The organism is Mesorhizobium sp. M0923 (genome assembly GCF_040319365.1).
Classification (GTDB): Bacteria; Pseudomonadota; Alphaproteobacteria; order Rhizobiales; family Rhizobiaceae; genus Mesorhizobium.
Window position 1 is genome coordinate 14383 of record NZ_JAMYNW010000003.1, and the last position, 19582, is coordinate 33964.

Consider the following 19582-nt stretch of genomic DNA (forward strand, 5'->3'; position numbering starts at 1 on the left):
CGCATCCCACATAACGACAACGGATTTCCCTGTTAATTCACCGGCGGCCGCGAATATTCACGCAAATCTGGTCGATATTCCCTGACGCCTCGCGCAGGAAATCTCCCACTAAGTAGCTGACATCGCGACAAGATATTGATGTTCTGCCCGCCCAAAGCGCGCATTCGCACAAATACCCTGCTTTTTGCCTGTTAGCAGGAAATATCAAACGGAGACTGGTTCGCCACAGACCGGTCGGTTCACCATGCTTTCAATAGGTTACCCGAGGGATGCATCGGTCATCAGCCGTGGACGCGTGCAAGGAAGTCGCGCACCAACGCAAGCGCCTCATCGAAATGGGTTTCCAGAAGCCAGTGGCCGGCGCCATCGAGGAGGTGGAACTCAGCTTGCGGCAAGTCGCGTTTGTAGGCGCGGGCCGATGCGGCCGGCATATAGCCGTCCTCGGGACCCCAGACGATCAGTGTCGGCGGTTGCCGTTTGCGCAGATAAGCTTGGTATTTCGGGAACCAGTTGAGGTTCCCCTCCAGCTTCTCCATCAGGCCGACCGCAAGCCGCCGACGGGCTGGCGTGTCCATCAGAGGCCAATGGAGTTTCCACAGATCCGGTGGCACGCGCTCGGCCACGGCCTCGCCAACTTCACCGATGAACTCGTGCCGGAAGCCCTCCTCGCTGACCGCATCTTCCAGCGGGCGATGCTTCTCGGACGTCTTATCGTTCCAATACATCTTGATGGCTGCGTATTTCGGGCCGAGCACGTCTTCGTAGATGTCGCCGTTCTGGATGATAAGCGCGGCAACGCGCTCCGGATAGGCGATGGCGTGGCGCAATCCGATCTGCGAGCCATAGTCGTGCAGCCACAGCGCATAGCGGGATAGGCCGAGCGCGTCAGCGAAAGCCGCCAGAAACCCGGCATAGGCATCGAAATCGTAGCCGAATGCAGCCATGTCGGGCGTGGCGCTGTAACCGAAGCCAGGAAAATCCGGCGCGAACGTGTGCCAGCGATCTGCCAGTCCAGGCATCAGCCTTCGAAACTGATAGGACGAGCAGGGATAGCCGTGCGGCAGCAGAAGCACCGGAGCGTCGGCCGGGCCGTCCTCGCGAAAGAAAATAGCGTCTCCGTTAACTTTGACTTGGCGGTGTCGCAATTTTGCCTCCTTGATCGAAAGGCTGCAACCTCCCGCATCCCGTTGTTTACGATGCTCTCGCTGGAAGGTTCCGTGGAAAAATAGACGCGGCAACTGACTTCCAAAACACAAATACGGTGACAGTGCACTTTGTCTTGTTCGCGCGATTGTCGCTTTCTGTACTGCTCCGCTCGGCCAGTCCGGGCATGAGTTCGGGCCACGTGGTCCCCGCACCGTCCAAGGCCAATTCGCAAACTTATGACTAGGCGGAGGGTTCCCGGTCGCGCCGTTGAAAGCGCCAAGGAACCTGCCGCCGATCAGATCGTTTCGCGGTATCTGGCCAGATCGACCGCAACGGAGGAGAGACATGCTCGAAATTCTGCATGCTCACAATCGCGCGACACCGAACATCGGCCGGCTCGGCCAGTTCGGGCTTTGGCACGATGCTGCGTGACGTCGACTACGTCCTGCGAAAACTCGACTGGATGCGCGCCGAAGGCATCTGGCCCAACGGCTTGCGATATCTGTGGACCGATGCATTCGGGGTCGTGCTCTACGTCTCGCTTTACACAGAAACTGGCGAACAGCGCTGGCTGGACGCGGCCGAGCGGCTGGTCGCCGATGTCGAGCGTGTGCTCGGCCGCCGGCGCGGACTGAGGATCGGCGAAGCGGCCGATCGCGACGGCCAGTACTTCCACTATCTCGCGATGTGGCTGTTCGCCTTGGCGCGCCTCGGCGATCTGAAGCCGGAATACCGCAAGCGCGGCATTGCGCTGGCGCGTGACATTCACCCGGCATTTGTGGTCCCCGGCCGCGGTGTGATCTGGAAGATGCAGGAGGATCTAAGCAGCCCATATCCTGGCTACGGTCTCGGCAGCATGGATGCCTATGACGGCTACGTCTCTTACCGGACGCTCGATGAGGACGCACTGGCGCCCGAGATCGCGCAAATGCGTGATCTGATGCAGCGCGATTGGCGCACCCTCGACATCGAGCAGGACCTCGGCCTCGGCATGATGCTGTGGCTCGCCCATTTCTTTCCCGACGAGCCGTGGGCCGAGGCCCAGACGAGGCGTTCCCTGCGAAGCCTGGAAACGATGTGGGTCGACCCGCCCGGCTATTTCAGCCGTGCCCCATGGCTGGGCGACACCAAGTTCGCCTTCACCAATTACGGCGTTTCGCTCGGCCTGCAGGCCGCCGGTATCTGGCCGGGGCGTGTCGATAGGCTGAACGCCTTCTTCGAGGACTGGCGCTCCGGCGACGAATACGACCGCGAGGCGATCACGTGGGTGATGGCCTGCACCTCGCATCTTCCTGGTGCTTTTCTGACCCGGGGTGGCGAGACAATGATTGAAAGCGACCAAGCTCGGGAACGTTCCTCTGCCGGCGCGGTTGTCGATGGAAGTGCACCGAGACGCAAGGAACGCGGTTGAAATGGCCATTCTCTTGGGAAAACCGGGAAGCTGTTGGGTGGCGGCAGCCAGATCCACGAACTATCCCCAGCTCGAAGGTTCGATCCATGCGGACGCCGTTGTCGTGGGGGCTGGAATTGTCGGGCTGACGACGGCGCTTCGGCTTTGCGAGGCGGGCCGATCGGTGGTCGTCCTCGAAGGCCTGCGCACGGGCGGCCAGGTGACCGGCCGCTCGACGGCCAAGATCACCACGCAGCATACGCTGATCTATCGTCATCTCATCGACACTGTCGGCCGGGAGTTGGCCCAGGTCTACGCCGATGCGAATTCCGCCGGCGCCCGACAAATCCGCGATTGGGTTAACAACTACGCCATCGCCTGCGATCTCGAGAGCAAGGAAGCCTATACCTACACCTGCGACGATCGCCGGCGCGCGGAGGTCGCGGCCGAGGCGGAGGCCGCGCGCCAGGTCGGGCTAGAGGCCGAGGTTCTCGAACGCGCACCGCTGCCTTTCGAAACGGCCGCGGCATTACGGTTCCCCGACCAGGCGCAGTTCAATCCGGCGATGTATCTGGTTGGTCTGGCGGAAGCGGTGACGGCCCGTGGCGGTCGGATCTTTGAAAACAGCCGCGCCACCTCGATCGACGAGGCAAGCCGCTGGCGCGTCGTCACAGATGGCGGCGCCGTTGATGCCGGGCACGTCGTCGTCTCCACCAACATGACGGTGAAGAGCCCCGTCGGCATGGCGAACCGGACGCAACCGCGCTGCCACACCGTGATGGCCTTTCGGATCGATGATCCCCTCCCTGTCGACGGCATGTTCATCGGCATCGACGAGCCGACGCATTCCATTCGCACAGGCCGTGATGCCGAAGGTCCGCTGCTGGTCACGCTTGGCCCCAAATTCAACACCGGCTGGGATGGCGACTTGGCGAAGCGGTTTGTCGAACTGGAAAAATGGACAAGAAAGAACCTTCCGGTCGGCGACGTCGCGTGGCGCTGGTGCAACGAGGACTATGATACGGCCGACAGGATCCCATACGCCGGCGAACCCGATCCCACCAAGGCCGCCGGCTTCCGCATTGCCACGGGCTTCAACGCCTGGGGCATCACCAACGGGACGGCCGTGGGAACGATGATCGCCGACCTGATTTGCGCCCGCCCGAGCCCATGGCAAAAACTCTACGATCCGGCGCGGCCCTATCCCGAGGACTTCCACAAGAATGGCCGCAGTCAATCGATCGTGTCGAGCACCCACGACATTGCGCCCGGCATGGGTGGCGTGATCGTCAGGGGAGACGAAAAGATTGCGGCCTGGAGAGACACCGAAGGCGCACTCCAGGCGGTTTCGGCGACCTGCACCCACAAAGGCTGCACCGTAACCTGGAACAATGTGGACCACACCTGGGATTGTCCCTGCCACGGCTCGATCTTCGCCGCCGACGGTTCGGTCATCCACGGCCCTGCCCGAAAACCGCTTGCCCAGATTACATTGTGAAGGCGGCCACTGTGAAGGCGGCGATCGGCGCGGCCCGCGTCACGCCGGCCGTTCGTAGGTTCCGACCAACTCCGTCTCCTCCAATGCGTGTTTCTGGGCTTGCTTCCAGACCTGATGCACGCCCGCCTGTCCTGGTACGCTGAGGCTCGGCACATCGAGCGCGGCCAGTAGGAAGTGGTAATGGTGGACGCCGTGCCCTGCAGGCGGCTGCGGACCATCGTAATACGCATTGCCGAAATCGTTGGTGCCTTGCCTGAGGGCCGATGGGCCGGGCTTGCCGTCTTCGGCCTCGGCGAGTCCGCCGGCATCCGGCGGGATGTTGAAGACCGCCCAGTGCCCGAAAATCCCGCTTGGCGCATCGGGATCCCGCACGACAAGAACAAGGCTCTTGGTACCATCCGGAACACCGGACCACTTCAGCGGCGGCGAGACGTTCTGGCCGTCACGCGCATATTTTTCGGGAATTCTTCCGCCTGCCCGGAACGCCGGGCTGATAAGGGTGAGTGGCATTGCTATTTCCCCAAGGAGGTTGCGACCGAGAAACCCGCGCCGGCGTCGTTCACGCCGCTTGTTGAGCTTCGGCGATGCGTCTGATCTCAACACCCTATCCATTACGGGCGAGAAGCGTTCGGAGCAGAAGGAAGGCAACGGCGGCCGCACTTACAGCGAACGCAGTTATGGCCGGTTTCAGCGGACCATCCCCCTGGAAACGGAGATCGATGCCGACAAGGTGCAGGCCACTTTCAGGAACGGCGTTTTGGCTGTCGAGCTTCCGAAGAATCCCGCTGCAAAGGACAAAACACGCCGCATAGAAGTGAAAGCGCGATAGTTGCCAAACTGGAGGCTGCCTGAGCAGGCGGCGTTCAGCCCCTGTGGAAGGAGAGCGGCGAGCACGGCGGCAACCGCTCAGGGCGTCTAGCGCCGGGGATCGTCCGTCGCCTCGGAAACGCCTTCGAGAGCGATTTTGGCGGCTTCCTCACCGGTCCGCCCGAGGTCGGCCAAGGCAATGACGCCGACGAGGCGCTTGTCGTGGTTGATCACCGGAAGACGACGCACCTGATGCTTGGCCATGATCTTCGCCGCATCGGTGATATCGGCATCGTCGAAGCACCAATAGACATGCTCGGACATGACCTCGCGAACGGTCGTGTTGCCGGCTGAGCGCTCCTCGGCGACGCCGCGCATCACGATGTCGCGGTCCGTCACCATGCCGACCAGCCTGTCATTCTCGCCGACCGGAAGGGCACCGAGATTGTCGGCCCGCATTTTCCGGGCGGCATCCCTGATTGTCGTGTTCGGGCCGACCAGTTCGGTCCGACGGCTCATGATCTCCTGAACTTGCATGGCATATTTCCTCTCTCTGATTGCTGAGGCAACAAGTCGCCAAACGCGCTGTTGCCGCGCATCGCGAGATTGCCAGCTGGCCGGACGAGGCTTGTGCGACCGCTATCCTCTCGATCCCGCGCCAATGCACGTGCCGGCACCTCGCGATCGAAACTATTCTTGGAACGTCCAGGCAGCGAGCGAGTTCCAAAACGGTACCCGGCGTCGCAGCCATCCCACGGGATGTCGCCGCAGGCTGGTGAAAACATCCACCGGAAAAACAGATGCACGCGGATTGAAGATCATGGCTATCATCTTTTCAGATCGCCGCGAGGCCGGGCGGCGACTCGCCGGAGAGCTCGTTCGCTTTGCCGGGCGCGACGACGTGACCGTGTTGGCGCTGCCCAGAGGCGGCGTGCCGGTCGGCTACGAGGTCGCGCAGGCGCTCAAGGCACCGCTCGACGTCTTCGTCGTGCGCAAGCTCGGCGTCCCCGGTCACGAGGAGCTGGCCATGGGAGCGATCGCGCCCTTCGGCGTACGCGTCCTCAACGACGAAATCGTCAGCAGTCTCGCGATCCCGCCACATGTCATCGACGCAGTCGCCGCAACGGAGGAAAAAGAGCTTCTGCGCCGCGAGCACCTCTATAGGGACGGGCGGCCCCCACCGCAGTTGAACGGACGAACCATTATCCTCGTGGATGACGGGCTTGCGACCGGATCGACCATGCGGGCCGGGATCAAGGCGCTGCGAAAAAACCACGCCGCCCATATCGTCGCGGCCGTTCCCGTCGGTAGCCCCGACACTTGCGACGCGATGCGGGCGGACGCAGACGAGGTCGTTTGCGCGACGACACCAGAGCCGCTGCTCGGTGTCGGGCGGTGGTACGTGGATTTCTCACAGACGAGCGATGAAGAGGTCCGCGCGCTCCTCGCCAGGTCCGTGCCCAAGCCTGCCGCTTCCGACAAGCCTGCCGCTTCCGAAGAGGAATTGGCTGGGCATGCGAGTGCGGGTCCGGCGCCTGGCATCAGATCGACATAGCGGAGGTGGATATGGACCGGGATAGCGAGCACGTCGTGCATGTTCCCTATCACGCTCGAGGGCAATCTTTCGTTGCCCCGGATGCCCGCGGCCTTGTGCTCTTCGCCCATGGCAGCGCTGGACGAAGTCGCGGATCTCGCGAGCCGATGGTTCTTGCGCCATCTGATTTCGGACAGATCGGCGTCCACGTCCTGACAGCTGGAGGTTGGATCACCAGTCCCGGGATCATTTGCGTCCTCAACGCGTTAAGGTCCTCGTAAAACAGCGCGCAGCTGCAACCCAAATGGCTGTCGCAACCCCTAGTTGGGAGAAAGACAATGCCGGACAAGAAAACCATCGAGAAGGCCCGAAAGGACAAGCGCGAGGGCAAATCGCCGAGCACGCAGGCCGGCGAGTTCGTGCACGAGGAGATCGATAAAATCCGCCGCGGCGAGCACGGCGCGCGCTCGACCCAGCAGGCTATCGCCATCGGGCTTTCCGAGGCGAGACGCGCAGGCGTAGACCTGCCCCCGCCCAAAAAGGGCAAGGTGAAGGAGAGCACGCGCAAAAGCGCCGAATACGCCTATGAGGCCGGCCAGGGCGAACGCACGCCGAAACGCCGCCCGCGGGTCTCGAAAGCCGTCTCCAAGGTGCTCGAGCACGAGCCGAAGAGCACAGCGTCGCACGAGGCGCTGGCGCAGCAGGCAAAGCGTGCGGCCTCGCGCCGGACGGCTGAGGAGCGTTCCGCAGCCGCAAAGAAAGCCGCCGAGACGAAAGGCGCCAGCGGAAGGAAGGCGGCGGCGCAAAAGGCCGCCAGAACGCGGGCACACCACGCATAGTTCAAAGATGGCAGTTCGGCTCTAGGAAACCCGATATGGCCCAAACGACCGGTATCGAGCTCCGCTCCTGCAGCGTGGGACGGTGCCGCTGCCCAAGGCGAATCAGTGACTGCATCTGCGGGACAACATCGACGTCTTCGCTCGAAATGTTCCCTTACGCGTAACACCGACCCAGAGGTACTCGGCGGCAAGGCCCCGGAGGTACTCGGCGGCAAAGCCGACGGGAGACCGGGAGGAAAGCGCAGCCTGTTTCTTGAGCAGATGCCTATTGCCCACAACGCGGAGAACTCTGATCATGTCCTCAGTAGCCAGCACGACAATGCCACGAACCACCCCTCAGGCGAGACATATCGCTTTGCTCGGCGCGCCCTCTAATCTTGGGCTGATGCCGCAGGAGGGTGAGCCGGAGCCCGGCGCATGGAAGGCGCCGGAGGTACTTCAATCGCTTGGTCTCGCCAACCGTTTGGGCGCCGGTCCGTTGCGCACGGTTCGGGCTCCGCCCTATCGGCCTGAGGTGGACCCTGCGACGGGCGTGCGCAATGCCCAGGCGCTGCGCCAGTATTCCGAGACGCTTGCCGAAGCCGTCGGCGAGGAGCTGAACTCGGGAGGGTTCCTGCTCATACTCGGCGGCGATTGCAGCGTGTTGCTTGGCCCCGCGCTAGCGCTACGGCGTCGTGGCCGCTACGGCCTTATCTTCTTCGATGGGCACACGGATTTCAAATTGCCGGATACCTCGCCCTCAAAGGGAGCCGCGGGCATGGATTTGGCCTTCGTGACCGGCCATGGACCGAAGCTCCTGACCGATTTCGGCGAGCACACTCCTTTGGTCCGTGAGGCCGATGTAGTCGCGTTTGGCTATCGCGATGTGCAGGACCCCGCGACTTACACGTCCAAGGCCGTCTTCGACACCGATGTTCACCGGATGGATTTGGCTGAAGTGCGGCGGCGCGGCGTCGCCGATGCTGCACGCGTAGCGCTTGACGCGGTCGCAGGGCAGGACGTCGAGGGTGTATTCGTTCACTTCGATGTCGACGTGCTGGACAGCGAGATCATGTCGGCTGTCGATACGCCGGAAGCCGGCGGTGTCTTGCCCGACGAAGCCGTCGAAGCTCTTCGCACATGGTGCAATGATTCACGCGTGATTGGGATGGAGGTGACGATCTATGATCCCGACCGCGATCCAGATCGTCGCTGCGGCAAGCTGCTGATCGACATTCTGACTGCTGCACTTCGCGACCGGTAGGCCAATGGCAGTCGTCCTGCACTTGTGCACGAATGCAATCCGCCGGAGCGAATGGCAGTCGGTCTGACGGATCGCCGCGCGCATCCATTCCGTGATGCCACCTCATCGGGAACCGTTCTCAACGAACATGGTTCCGAGTGTGCGACTGAAAGCATTTGGCCCCTTTCATCTCGCTACCGCCAAGGAGATTCGCCATGACCGGCAAAACCCGTCCCACCGTCCTGATCACAGGCAGCAGCGGGTTTCTGGGCCAGGCCATCGCTCGCGGCCTGACGGAGCGCCACGACATCATCGGCCTTGATGTTGCCAGGCGGTCCTTGCCCGGCGTCGAGACGATCGAGATCGACCTTACCTCGGATACGAGCGCGGCGAAGGCGCTGGCCGAGGTGCGCGAACGGAGTGGCGGCCGCATTGCCTCGGTGATCCATCTCGCGGCCTATTACGACACGACCGGCGAGGATAATCCGAAATACGGCGCGGTGACCGTCGAGGGAACGCGCCGGCTGCTGAACGCGCTGAGGGGGCTCGAGACGGAGCAGTTCGTGTTTTCGAGCACGTTGCTGGTGCATGCGCCGAGCCCGGTGAAGGGCGCCAAGATCAACGAGCGATCGCCGATCGATCCGGCCTGGGCCTATCCGAGATCGAAGGCCGAGACCGAGACACTGATCCTGAAGGAGCACGGCGACATCAAGGTTGCGATCCTGCGACTGGCGGGTGTCTATGACGAGGATTGCCACGCCGCCTTCATCGCCCAGCAGATCGCCCGCATTTTCGAGCGCATGCCGACCGCCTATCTTTTCACCGGCGACATCACCACCGGACAGCCTTACCTGCACCTGGACGACCTCGTCGACGCCGTAGTGCGCACCGTCGACCGGCGCAGCGAGCTTCCCGACGAGACCGTACTGCTGATCGGCGAAGAGCAGACGCCGTCCTACGACGAGATGCAGAAGCAGATTGGGCGGCTCCTGCATGGCGAGATCTGGCGGACCTGTCCCTGCCCAAGGAGGTGACGAAGCTCGGCGCCTGGATGCAGGAGAAGGTTTTCGACCAGGAGACCGACATCAAGCTATGGATGATCGAGAACGCCGACGATCACTACGAGATCGACATCTCCCGCGCAAGGCGGCTGCTTGGCTGGAAGCCGCGGCACAGCCTGACCGCTACCTTGCCGGAAATGATCCGGCGGCTGAAGGCGGATCCCACCGACTGGTACAAGAAGAACAAGCTTGAACCGTCGGCGGTCGCCGCTTCCGCGCCCGAGCTCGACCAGGCCGCCGCAAGGCTGCGGCGTCCGCTCGAGCGCTCGGACGACGAGGTCGAAGTGGAAACCGAACGCCACCGGGCCGCAACGCTCTGGGCGCCACTGACCAATGTTGCCATCGGACTGTGGCTCGTGGCGGCGCCCTTCACGCTCGGCCTGTTCGATCCCGCTTCAGCACCGATTCCGCCGGCGCTCGGACATGAGATCGCCTCGCCGGAGACGCGCGACGGAAGGCTCGGCATCAGTGAGATCGTATCCGGCCTCGCCATCCTGTCGCTGGCGCTTGTAGGCATGCGCCGGCGCTGGCGCGGACTGCAATGGATCACCGCCTCGATCGGGGTTTGGGTGATGTTCGCGCCGCTCCTGTTCTGGACCACCAGCGCCGGAGCCTACGCGACCGACACGCTGGCCGGCATGCTGATCGTCGCGTTCGCGGTGATGGTCCCGCCAACGCCGGGTATCAGCCGGCGTGCCCTTGCCGCCGATGACGACCGGCCGCTCGGCTGGAGCTATTCGCCCTCGCTCTTCACCCAGCGCATTCCCATAATCGGCCTCGCCTTTGTCGGCCTGTTCGTCTCGCGTTATCTCGCTGCCTATCAGCTTGGCCATATCGATGGCCTTTGGGAACCGTTCTTTGGCCCGGGCGAAACGCCGGCCGGCAATGGCAGCGAGGCGGTAGTCACCTCCTGGGTCTCCAAGGGCTTTCCGATCGCCGATGCCGGGCTGGGCGCCTTTACCTATGCGCTGGACATCCTCGCCGGCGCGATCGGCGACCGCCGCCGCTGGCGCACGATACCGTGGATGGTGCTTTTGTTCGGCTTGCTGGTCGTCCCGCTCGGCGTGGTCAGCGTCAGCTTCATCATCATCCAGCCGCCGCTCATCGGAGCGCTGTGCACGCTCTGCATCGTCCAGGCTGCCGTCACCGTCGTGCTCATCCCCTATTCGGTCGACGAGGTGCTGGCGAGCTGCCAGTATCTTTGGCGTGCGAAACAGGCGGGAGAGCCGTTCTGGCGCACATTCTGGTGCGGAGGCCCGGCACTTTCGGAGGACCAGACGCCGGCGCCGGATCTCGACCGGCCGCTGTCGGAAGTGGCGCGGGACTTCGTCACCGGCGGTGTGAACTTCCCATGGACCCTAGTCGCCAGCACCCTCGCCGGCGCCCTGCTGATGATCACGCCGCTCGCCTTCGGCACAAGCCCGCCGCTCTACTTCAGCGACCATGTCACCGGCTGCCTGGTCATAATGGTCGCCGTTACTGCGATGGCCGAAGTGGCGCGCGCCGTCCGCTTTCTGAACATCGCGCTTGGAGCCTGGATCGCCCTCTCTCCCTTTATCCTCGCCGGCGGTGCGGCGGCGAGCCTAGCCAATCTGGCGATCGGAGCGCTGCTGGTCGGGCTCAGCCTGCCGCGCGGCACGCGCAGCGCCGCGCATTATGGCGGTTGGGACCGGGCCATCGTATAAGGATGTTCAGCAGCGCTGGACGTGTCGAGATGAGGGTCGCCGAAGCTAGCCAAAGGATGGCGGCGCGGCGCCCTGATCGTGCCCCAACAGCGACCGCGACGCCCGCGCTCACACCGAGCCGGTCATGCCGCCGTCGACATAGATGATCTGGCCCGTCATGAAGCTCGATGCATTGGATGCCAGGAAGATCGCGGCGCCGCCCAGTTCGTCGACTTCGCCCCATCTGGCCAGCGGTGTGCGCCCGACCAGCCAGCGCGAGAATTCGGCGTCTTGCACCAGCGCCTCGTTCAGTTCTGTCCGGAAGTAGCCTGGGCCGATACCATTGACTCTGATGCCGTGTGGGCCAAGCTCGGTGGCAAGCCCCTTGGTCAGCATTTTCATCGCACCCTTCGATGCCGTGTATGGCACGATCGAGGAACGCCCCAGTTCGCTTTGCACCGAACATATGTTGATTATGGACCCGGTCTTGCGGGCCATCATCGAGCGGACCACCGGCCGGGTGACATAGAATGCACTGTAAAGGTTTGTCCGCATCAATCTGTCGAACATGTCGAGCGGGAAATCGGCGAATGGCGCGCGGTGCTGCATGCCGGCATTGTTGACGAGAATATCGATCGGGCCGCGCTCTGCTTCCAGCCTGCCGATTTCACGCTCGACGTCTTCAGCCACGGTCACGTCGAAGGTGGAGCCGATCGCCTGGATACCGGATTCGGCCAACGATCCGAGTGCCTTTTGAACGTGGTCTTCGTCCCGCCCATTGATGATCACCGTCGCGCCGGCGCTCGCCAGCGCCTTCGCCATGGCAAAGCCGATTCCGCGGCTCGATCCGGAGATGAAAGCGGTTTTGCCGGCGAGGCCGAACAGGTCCGATAGGTCGGTCAATGTTTGTTTCCCAGAGATGCGGCCAGATGCAGGCGATCGAGGCCCTGCCGTACATCGTAAGCGCGAACGACCGCTGTCAGCAATGGCGAGATTGCCGGCGATAAACGCTTATCCCCGCCAGACGCCTTCCCGGCGCAGATCGTCCATCGTGCGCGAAATGCCTTCGCGCAGGATCGACACCATGTCGTCGATCTGCTCGCGCGTGATGATCAATGGCGGCGACATCACGCACATGTTAATCAGCGGCCGGACCAACAGGCCGAGCTCGTGGCAATGCGCGTCGATGCGTTTGCCGACATCCTTGTCGAGCTGCAGTGGATCCTTGCTGTCGCGGTCGGCGACGCATTCGACGCAGCCCATCAGCCCCATGCCGCGCACCTCACCGACCACCGGCAATTCCTCCAGCGTCTTCAGTTGCGCCTGGAAGTAGGGCGCGACCTCGCGCGTATGGGCCAGCACGCTTTCGTCCAGAATATCGAGGTTCTTCAGCGCCACCGCGCAGCCGACCGGATGGCTGGTGTAGGTCAGGCCATGGCCGAACATGGCGTCCGGATGGTTCGAGCGGCGCAGCTCCTCCAGCAGCCGTTCCGAAAGGATGACGCCGCCGAGCGGGAAATAGCCTGAGGTCACCCCTTTCGCAAAGGTGATCATGTCGGGCTCGATGCCGAACACCTCGCCGGAGGCAAAGACATGGCCAAGCCGGCCGAAGGCGGTCACCACCTCGTCGGAAATATAGAGGATGTCGTTGTCGCGGCAGATCGTCCGGATGCGCTGGAGATAGCCCTCCGGCGGCACGATGACGCCGCCCGACGCCTGCACCGGCTCGCCGACGAAAGCACCGATCCTGTCGGCGCCGACACGGGCGACCATATCGCGGAATTCAGCGACCAGCGCATCGGTGAAAGCGGCAACGCTCATGCCCTTCGGACGGCGGAACGGATCGGGTGAGGACAATTTGACGACCAGCTCGTCTGCGCCATCCATCCAGTCACGGTCGCGCGGACGCCCGTTAAGCGAGGCCGACAGATAGGTCGAGCCGTGATACGCGCCGCCCCGGCTCAGGATCAGCTTCTTTTCCGGGCGGCCGCGCACATTGTTGTAAAATTGCATAAAGCGCAGCGCCGTCTCGACCGCCGAGGAGCCGCCCGTGGTGAAGAAAACATGGCTGAGATCGCCCGGCGCGTGGCCGGCGATTCGCATGGCCAGTTCCGCCGACGGCGCATTCATCGTGTACCACGGCGTGTTGTAGGACAGCGCCATCGCCTGGTCGTACATTACCTTGGCGAGCTCTTCGCGACGGTGGCCGACATTGATGCACCACATGCCCGCCGGTCCGTCGATCAGCCGCTTGCCGGTGGCATCGGTGATGTAGATGCCCTCGCCCGCGCCGATCAGGGCGCGTGCCTCCGCGCCGACCGAGCCGGCGAACGGCCAGGGCTGGACAAGATGGCGCTTGGCCAGTTCGACGGCATCCTGAGCGCCGGCTCCAGCCATTTCGGTCGAAGTGATGTCTCTTGCCGCCGCCATCTTCGCCTCGCATTGTATGCCGCAATTTCACCGGACACGAAGCTGGTTCACGCTCCAGGAAAGCTCGGCTTTCTTCGTTCATTTTGAATGGCCGTTCAATCAATATTGCAGAAATAGCGCTTGATTTCAATCCGCCGATGCGCGCATGATGAAAGAAAGCCGGCAAGCTCGGAGCACGATTGCGCCCTGGGCATAAAGTGGGAACAGATAGCCGGTTTCAGCAATGGGATGCCGCATGGCAGGACAGTCCGCGCCAGCAACCGAAATCACGCCGGAGACCCTGCCCGAGGGCCTGCAATGATGGTGGCCGCGGAAGGGTCGCCCGCTTTCGGCATGACGCGGGCGAGGCGAAACGCCCTTCTGCAATCAGAACCCGTTCAGGGTCTTGCCCTGATCAGCCCGACCTTCGTCTATGCGCTGATACTTCTGGTGCTGCCGATCCTGGCGGTCATCGCGCACTCCTTCTGGACGCAGAATTACCTCACTGTCGACCATACCTTCACGCTTGAAAACTACCGCCTTGCGCTGACCGAGCCGATCTATCGCGACCTGCTGTGGCGCTCGCTCTACATCTCGCTGACGGTGAGCTTCTTCACGGTCGTGCTCGCCTATCCGATCGCCTATTTCATCTCGTTCCACGGCGGCCGCCACAAGGGCCTGTGGCTGTTCCTGATCACCATCCCGTTCTGGACCAGCTATCTGCTGCGGGTAATGTCGTGGAAGGTCATCCTCGGCTATAATGGCGTGCTCAATTCCGGCCTGATGGGCCTTGGCATCATCGACGAGCCGTCGACCGCGCTGCTTTACAATTCGACTGCCGTCATCATCACGCTGACCCACGCCTGGGCAGCCTTCGCCATCCTGCCGATCTTCGTCTCGCTGGAAAAAATCGACCGCACGCTGGTCGAGGCGGCCACGGACCTCGGCGATGGCCCTGTCCGTTCCTTCCTGCGCGTGACGCTGCCGCTTTCGGCGCCCGGTATCATTTCGGCAGCGCTGATCGTCATGATCCCGACGGTCGGCGATTACGTCACGCCGAAGCTTGTCGGCGGCAAGGACGGCGTCATGATCGCCAATGCCATCCAGGCGCAATTCGGCAAGGCCTCCAATTGGCCGCTGGGTGCTGCACTCTCCGTCACCACGATGCTGGTTGTGACGCTGATCGCAGGCGCCACGGTTCTGATCATCCGTGCCGCCCAGCGGCTGGCACGATGAGGCCGGCGCGATGACGGCGATGCGCCGCTTGCTGCCGGGCCGATTGCTGCCGGCCTATGCGTTCCTCTACGTCGTGTTTCTCTATCTGCCGGTTATCTTCCTGCCGATCTTCTCCATCAACACCGCCGCGACGCCGAAATTCCCGCTCTCCGGCTTCACCTTGAAATGGTACCACGACCTGCCGCGCACGCCGGCGCTGCTCGACGCCACCTGGAACAGCCTGGTCGTCGGGGTATCGGCCTCCATCCTGTCGACCGTTCTTGGCATCCTCGCCGCGCGCTCGATCACCCGCTACCGCTATCCCGGCCGCCGCGCCATCAACGGCCTGATCATGGCGCCGCTGGTACTGCCCGAAATCATCGTTGCCATCTCCTTGCTACTGGTGATCCTGCAACTCGGTTTGAGCCTGTCGCTGTTCACCGTCGTGCTTGGCCACGTCCTGGTCTGCGTTCCCTATTCGATGACGGTGCTGACCGCCGGCTTCGAGGGCTTCGACCGCAGCCTGGAGGAAGCCTCCGCCGATCTCGGCGAGAGCGCCTTCGGCACGTTTCGGCGGGTGACGCTGCCGATGGTGGCGCCGGCGATCATTTCAAGCCTGCTCGTCTGCTTCACCATTTCGCTCGATGAGTTCCTCATCGCCTTCTTCCTGACCGGCACCGAGGCTACACTGCCGATCTATATCTGGGGCCAGTTGCGTTTCGCCGCGAAACTGCCCGGCGTGCTGGCGCTGGGCACGCTGTTGCTGGTTGCCTCGTTTCTTTTGATGACCATCGCCGAAATCCTGCGCCGCCGCGCGGCCAGACGCACCCAGAACGAGGGAGGCCTCCATGCCTGAGCGGCCCCAAATCGAGCGCTCTATGATCGAGATCCGCAACGTCACGCGCAGCTATGGTTCGTTCAAGGCGCTGGACGACGCCTCGCTGACCATCAGGGAGGGCGAATTCTTTTCGCTGCTTGGCCCGTCCGGCTGCGGCAAGACCACGCTGTTGCGTATGATTGCCGGTTTCGACAACCCGACCAGCGGCTCGATCTCCGTCGATGGCCAACCGATGGAAGGCATCCCCGCCAACGGCCGGCCGACCAACATGGTGTTCCAGAACTACGCCATCTTCCCGCACCTCAATGTCGAGCAGAACGTCGCCTATGGCTTGAAGCGGCTGAAGCTGGCCGGCACGGAGGAAAGGCGCCGCGTCGAGGAAGCCCTCGCCCAGGTGTCGCTGACCGGCCTCGGCAAGCGGCTCGCCACCGAGCTTTCCGGCGGCCAGCGCCAGCGCGTGGCGCTGGCTCGCGCGCTGGTGATGCGCCCAAAAGTGCTTTTGCTCGACGAGCCGCTGTCGGCGCTGGACAAGAAGCTGCGCGAGCAGATGCAGGTCGAACTGCGCCGCCTGCAGCAGGCGGTCGGCATCACCTTTGTCCTGGTAACCCACGACCAATATGAGGCACTGGCGATGTCGGATCGCATCGCAGTGATGTTCGGCGGCATGATTGCGCAGGTCGCATCGCCGAAGGAGATCTACCAGCGGCCGGTCAATCGCCAGGTGGCCGACTTCCTCGGCGGCATGAATTTCGTCAAAGCGGAGATCGTCGAGGAGAACGGCGCCTCGCTGGTGCTCGACACGCTGGGCTTCGGCCGCGTCAAGACCGACAAGCCGAAAGCTTTTGTGCGCAATGGCACCGCCGCGACGCTTGGCATCCGGCCCGAGCGCCTGCGCGTTCTGTGGGACGATGCGACGGCAAAATTCGAGGTCGCCGGCAAGGTGGTCGAGCGCCATTATTTTGGCGAGATCACCCATTTGATCGTCGAGATACCAAGGCTGGAAAAGCCGTTGTCGGTGACCGAGACCAACGACTTCGGCGCCGACGACATTCCGGTCGGCACCACGATCCGCCTCGCCTACGACCCAGAGGCCTTGGTGGCGATGGCAGATTGACGCTATCTCACCTCCAATTCGGCGGACAGATAGTCACTTAATCGATTGTCGCCTGCCTTCTTTGAATCCTCCAGCAGCATTTTAAGATCATCAATGTCGACCAATCCATGGTTCTGCAAATAGACGACTGTAAGCTCCGGGTCGAACCCGCACTTGAGATTACCCAATTGGCTAAGCACGTGATAATGCGCACGGTCGCCGGACTTCCAAACAGCAAATGAGTTGATCGGCCAGCCGCCCTGAAGGTCAGCTTTAAGTGAGCTTGCCGAGTATTCGCAGACCTTCTTTAAGGTATTGTCGAGTTCACCAATCTCGATTGGGTGGGGCGCCGAATAATAGCCAGCCGCAAATCCTGTAACTGCCATGACCGCACCGGTGAGTACGATCTTCGAGACCGTTTTCATACCGCTCAGATCTCCTCGATCAACCGCCGCGCCATTTTTCGCCCGGCGACGATTGCACCCTCGACATAGCCTGGGAATGACGGCGACAGCTCCGACGAGGCGAAATGGACCGGCGGCGCGCCGGCGCGGATGATGCGTTCGGCATTGGTTGCCGTCGCATCGACGATAAGGTCGCTGTAGCCGCCACCGCTCCAGCGATCGTCCGTCCAGTCACGGTAGCTGAGATCGGAGAAGCCGGCCGCCTCGGCGCCGAGCGCTTGCTCCAGTTTTGACGTCACCTTAGCGCGCAGTTCCGCCTCGCCCAGTTCGCGCCAGCGCCGGGCCAGCGGCCCGCCGATGAAGACGACAAGTGCTGGATGACCGTCGTCATTGCCGGCGTCGCAGGCAAAAAGCCCGTGCGGATCGCGCCACATCACCATGCCGCTCAAGCCCCTGTCGCGCCAGAAGGCCGTGGGATAACGCGCCAGCATCTTGATTACCGCGCCGCTTTGCCAGACGCCGAGCGCTGCTTCCAGCGCAGCCGGCAGCAGCGGTACGAAATCCAGTCTCGACGCCATCATCGGCGGGACTGCGACCAGCACCGCTCGCGCCTCGATTGAGCCTGCGGCCGAGACGACGCGAACCCCTTCCGCTCGACGCTCGATGGTCTTGACCGGCGTGTTCAGCCGCAGGCGACCACCGAGGTCGCGGGCCAGGTCGTCTGCCAGCGAATGCATGGTTTCGCGCACGAAATACTGCAGTTCCGACACCTCGTTGGTGATGCGGCGGTCGTTGTCGATCAGGTACCACAGCGGCAGCCTTTCCATTGCCAGGCACCAAAGGCCCTCGATCAGCGAATGAAAGACCGCCTTGGCTTCATCGGGATCATTCTGGCGATCGAGCCATGCCGCGACGGTCAAACCGGCAATGGCCGGATCGTCCGGTGCAATCGCGTTCATCCGCTCGCGTATTCGCATGGCGGTGCCATAAGTGCGCTCGGCTTGCGCCTCGCTCATCCGCGGTTGGGTGATGAATTCGCCGGCGAAATGCGTCCCGACCAGCGTCTTGCCGCGTGCCCGCACCAGCGCCATCAGTTCGGGCATGTCCTCGCACAGGAACTGGCCGCCGCTGTCGATGCGCTCGCCGAGCCCGTTCGGCATGGCTTCGACGCGTCCGCCGACGCGGTCGCGGGCTTCGAGCAGCACGAAATCGACGCCAGCGTTGTTCAGCTCATGCGCCGCCGACAGGCCGGTGAAGCCGGCGCCGACGACGACCACCTCGGCTCGTTCGATCTCGGACGTCAATAGCCGGCCTTGATCTTCTCGAATTCGGCGATCATCCGCTGCTTGAGCTCCGGCGCCACCGGCTGCTGGAACAGCGTCTTGTCGAGGGACTTGTCGAGATCGTCGAAGCCGCGCTCGGCCAGGATCTTGGGATCGATCGCCGCCATGGCAGCGGCGTTGCCATGGCCATAGCCGAACGTCTTGACCAGATAGTCGGATACAGCAGGCGCATTGACAGCGTTCAGGAAATCATAGGCCTGGTCGAGATCACCCGGTGCGTCCTTCATCAGCACATAGCCGCACACCCATGTCGACAGGCCTTCCTTGGTATCGCGGTTCATGGCGATCGGCACGCCTTGGCCCTTGAGGGTGACGAAAGTCTCGTTCCAGCCCCAGGCGAGATCGACCTCGTTGCCGGAGAAGGCCTGATTGATATCGGTGTCGTCGGTCCAGTAGAAGCGGATGTTCTTGTGCACGTCACGCAGAAATGCCGAGGCGTCCTTGAACTGCGCGTCGGTCATCTTGTTCCAGTCCTTGAGGCCGATGACCAGGCTGGCCAGCACGTAGGCGTCGTCGACATTGTCGCCAATGGTAACGCGCCCCTTGAACTTCGGATCGGCAAAGATCCTGAGCGACTGCGCCTGATCCGGCGTCACATTGTCGGTGCGGTAAAGCAGGGCCGTATTGCCCCAGTCGAAAGGCATGAACCAGGCCTTGCCGTCAGCGGTGGTGGCGAGATCCTTCATCGCCATGATGCCGGGATTGAGATCCTTCCAGCCGGCGATACGGCTGGTGTCGAGCGGCTGCAGCATGCCGGCCTCGCGCCATTTCACCACGCTTTGCGAGCAGGGATGCGCAATGTCCGCCTTGAAGCCGGCCCGCATTTTCTGAAAGGCCTCTTCCTCGTCGCCGAAGAAGGCGAAGGTCGGCTCGGCGCCTTGTTCGGCGGTGTAGGCCGGATGCAGCAGCGGGTCCTCATAGCCCGACCAGTCGAACACGACGAGGTCGCCGCCGCCTGCCGCAAGTGCCGCGACTGTGCCTGCGCCGATTGCGCAGGCCGCGGCGATGGCCAGGCGGCGAAGCACGGAATTCATGGCGCAAAGCTCCTCATCGCGGGAAACACCGCGGCGACGTTAGGAGAATTCGGGAGCTTTGGCGAGCCCGTCCGCCCGCTATGTC

The 19582-nt window shown here is 62.9% G+C and carries 17 protein-coding genes and 1 pseudogene; 10 read left to right on the forward strand and 8 right to left on the reverse strand.

Annotation, left to right across the window (positions count from 1 at the left end; translation table 11 throughout):
- Positions 1-281 precede the first annotated feature (281 nt).
- Positions 282-1145 carry an alpha/beta fold hydrolase gene (locus tag NKH89_RS06045; RefSeq protein WP_245278662.1) on the reverse strand — a complete coding sequence of 288 codons (864 nt, stop codon included), beginning with the start codon at positions 1143-1145 and terminating at the stop codon, positions 282-284.
- 362 nt (positions 1146-1507) lie between these two features.
- Between NKH89_RS06045 and NKH89_RS06050 the strand changes: the two genes are divergently transcribed.
- Both NKH89_RS06050 and NKH89_RS06055 read left to right on the forward strand, forming a co-directional pair.
- Complete coding sequence (locus NKH89_RS06050) at positions 1508-2557, forward strand: hypothetical protein (RefSeq protein ID WP_352855484.1); 1050 nt, start codon at positions 1508-1510, stop codon at positions 2555-2557.
- A gap of 1 nt (position 2558) precedes the next feature.
- Entirely contained in the window at positions 2559-4034 is a 1476-nt protein-coding gene (locus NKH89_RS06055) for an FAD-dependent oxidoreductase (protein WP_352494207.1), read from the forward strand.
- Positions 4035-4073: 39 nt separating this feature from the next.
- Here NKH89_RS06055 and NKH89_RS06060 read toward each other — a convergent pair whose 3' ends face one another.
- Positions 4074-4544 carry a YbhB/YbcL family Raf kinase inhibitor-like protein gene (locus NKH89_RS06060; protein ID WP_352471470.1) on the reverse strand — a complete coding sequence of 157 codons (471 nt, stop codon included), beginning with the start codon at positions 4542-4544 and terminating at the stop codon, positions 4074-4076.
- A 61-nt stretch (positions 4545-4605) separates the two neighbouring features.
- On the opposite strand from NKH89_RS06060, the gene NKH89_RS06065 reads away from it, so the two are divergent.
- Positions 4606-4863 carry an Hsp20/alpha crystallin family protein gene (locus NKH89_RS06065; protein WP_352908504.1) on the forward strand — a complete coding sequence of 86 codons (258 nt, stop codon included), beginning with the start codon at positions 4606-4608 and terminating at the stop codon, positions 4861-4863.
- Positions 4864-4949: 86 nt separating this feature from the next.
- Here the strand turns inward: NKH89_RS06065 and NKH89_RS06070 are convergent, their stop codons facing one another.
- Positions 4950-5360 carry a CBS domain-containing protein gene (locus tag NKH89_RS06070; RefSeq protein WP_352847246.1) on the reverse strand — a complete coding sequence of 137 codons (411 nt, stop codon included), beginning with the start codon at positions 5358-5360 and terminating at the stop codon, positions 4950-4952.
- A gap of 301 nt (positions 5361-5661) precedes the next feature.
- Between NKH89_RS06070 and NKH89_RS06075 the strand changes: the two genes are divergently transcribed.
- From NKH89_RS06075 to NKH89_RS06090, 4 genes and pseudogenes are all read left to right on the forward strand, one after another.
- Positions 5662-6396, forward strand: a complete 735-nt coding sequence (locus tag NKH89_RS06075) for a phosphoribosyltransferase (protein WP_352855474.1) — start codon at positions 5662-5664, stop codon at positions 6394-6396.
- 317 nt (positions 6397-6713) lie between these two features.
- Positions 6714-7214 carry a DUF6496 domain-containing protein gene (locus NKH89_RS06080; protein ID WP_023678569.1) on the forward strand — a complete coding sequence of 167 codons (501 nt, stop codon included), beginning with the start codon at positions 6714-6716 and terminating at the stop codon, positions 7212-7214.
- Between the two features lie 355 nt (positions 7215-7569).
- Positions 7570-8457 (forward strand): arginase family protein, encoded by an 888-nt coding sequence (locus tag NKH89_RS06085; RefSeq protein ID WP_352855472.1) that lies wholly within the window; start codon positions 7570-7572, stop codon positions 8455-8457.
- Between the two features lie 194 nt (positions 8458-8651).
- Positions 8652-11182, forward strand: a pseudogene (locus NKH89_RS06090) (NAD-dependent epimerase/dehydratase family protein).
- A gap of 108 nt (positions 11183-11290) precedes the next feature.
- Here NKH89_RS06090 and NKH89_RS06095 read toward each other — a convergent pair.
- The gene (locus tag NKH89_RS06095; RefSeq protein WP_352494204.1) at positions 11291-12064 is read right to left on the reverse strand and encodes a glucose 1-dehydrogenase; all 774 of its coding nucleotides are present in this window, start codon (positions 12062-12064) and stop codon (positions 11291-11293) included.
- A 108-nt stretch (positions 12065-12172) separates the two neighbouring features.
- Positions 12173-13591, reverse strand: coding sequence for an aminotransferase (locus NKH89_RS06100; RefSeq protein ID WP_352480837.1), 1419 nt, complete (start codon positions 13589-13591; stop codon positions 12173-12175).
- 297 nt (positions 13592-13888) lie between these two features.
- On the opposite strand from NKH89_RS06100, the gene NKH89_RS06105 reads away from it, so the two are divergent.
- The 3 genes from NKH89_RS06105 to NKH89_RS06115 are packed head-to-tail and all read left to right on the forward strand — an operon-like array spanning position 13889 to position 16737.
- A complete protein-coding gene (locus NKH89_RS06105; protein ID WP_352480838.1) occupies positions 13889-14806 on the forward strand; it encodes an ABC transporter permease in 918 nt (305 codons plus the stop codon).
- 10 nt (positions 14807-14816) lie between these two features.
- Positions 14817-15641 carry an ABC transporter permease gene (locus tag NKH89_RS06110; protein WP_023720898.1) on the forward strand — a complete coding sequence of 275 codons (825 nt, stop codon included), beginning with the start codon at positions 14817-14819 and terminating at the stop codon, positions 15639-15641.
- A 22-nt stretch (positions 15642-15663) separates the two neighbouring features.
- Positions 15664-16737 (forward strand): ABC transporter ATP-binding protein, encoded by a 1074-nt coding sequence (locus NKH89_RS06115; RefSeq protein WP_352908570.1) that lies wholly within the window; start codon positions 15664-15666, stop codon positions 16735-16737.
- A 2-nt stretch (positions 16738-16739) separates the two neighbouring features.
- Here NKH89_RS06115 and NKH89_RS06120 read toward each other — a convergent pair whose 3' ends face one another.
- Genes NKH89_RS06120 through NKH89_RS06130 form a run of 3 tightly spaced genes read right to left on the reverse strand, consistent with a single transcriptional unit; the run spans position 16740 to position 19497 of the window.
- Complete coding sequence (locus NKH89_RS06120) at positions 16740-17141, reverse strand: hypothetical protein (protein ID WP_352480839.1); 402 nt, start codon at positions 17139-17141, stop codon at positions 16740-16742.
- A gap of 5 nt (positions 17142-17146) precedes the next feature.
- On the reverse strand, positions 17147-18424 hold the full coding sequence (locus NKH89_RS06125) for a flavin monoamine oxidase family protein (protein WP_352480840.1): 1278 nt from the start codon (positions 18422-18424) through the stop codon (positions 17147-17149).
- The gene (locus NKH89_RS06130) at positions 18421-19497 is read right to left on the reverse strand and encodes an extracellular solute-binding protein (RefSeq protein WP_352908505.1); all 1077 of its coding nucleotides are present in this window, start codon (positions 19495-19497) and stop codon (positions 18421-18423) included. The genes NKH89_RS06125 and NKH89_RS06130 overlap by 4 nt, the downstream gene beginning before the upstream one ends.
- Positions 19498-19582: the final 85 nt, after the last annotated feature.

Coding starts and splice junctions, on each gene's coding strand:
- NKH89_RS06050 (WP_352855484.1), top strand. CDS start 1,508: ATGCTCACAATCGCGCGACACCGAACATCGGCCGGCTCGGCCAGTTCG.
- NKH89_RS06055 (WP_352494207.1), top strand. CDS start 2,559: ATGGCCATTCTCTTGGGAAAACCGGGAAGCTGTTGGGTGGCGGCAGCC.
- NKH89_RS06060 (WP_352471470.1), bottom strand. CDS start 4,544: ATGCCACTCACCCTTATCAGCCCGGCGTTCCGGGCAGGCGGAAGAATT.
- NKH89_RS06070 (WP_352847246.1), bottom strand. CDS start 5,360: ATGAGCCGTCGGACCGAACTGGTCGGCCCGAACACGACAATCAGGGAT.
- NKH89_RS06075 (WP_352855474.1), top strand. CDS start 5,662: ATGGCTATCATCTTTTCAGATCGCCGCGAGGCCGGGCGGCGACTCGCC.
- NKH89_RS06080 (WP_023678569.1), top strand. CDS start 6,714: ATGCCGGACAAGAAAACCATCGAGAAGGCCCGAAAGGACAAGCGCGAG.
- NKH89_RS06100 (WP_352480837.1), bottom strand. CDS start 13,591: ATGGCGGCGGCAAGAGACATCACTTCGACCGAAATGGCTGGAGCCGGC.
- NKH89_RS06105 (WP_352480838.1), top strand. CDS start 13,889: ATGATGGTGGCCGCGGAAGGGTCGCCCGCTTTCGGCATGACGCGGGCG.
- NKH89_RS06110 (WP_023720898.1), top strand. CDS start 14,817: ATGACGGCGATGCGCCGCTTGCTGCCGGGCCGATTGCTGCCGGCCTAT.
- NKH89_RS06115 (WP_352908570.1), top strand. CDS start 15,664: ATGATCGAGATCCGCAACGTCACGCGCAGCTATGGTTCGTTCAAGGCG.
- NKH89_RS06120 (WP_352480839.1), bottom strand. CDS start 17,141: ATGAAAACGGTCTCGAAGATCGTACTCACCGGTGCGGTCATGGCAGTT.
- NKH89_RS06130 (WP_352908505.1), bottom strand. CDS start 19,497: ATGAATTCCGTGCTTCGCCGCCTGGCCATCGCCGCGGCCTGCGCAATC.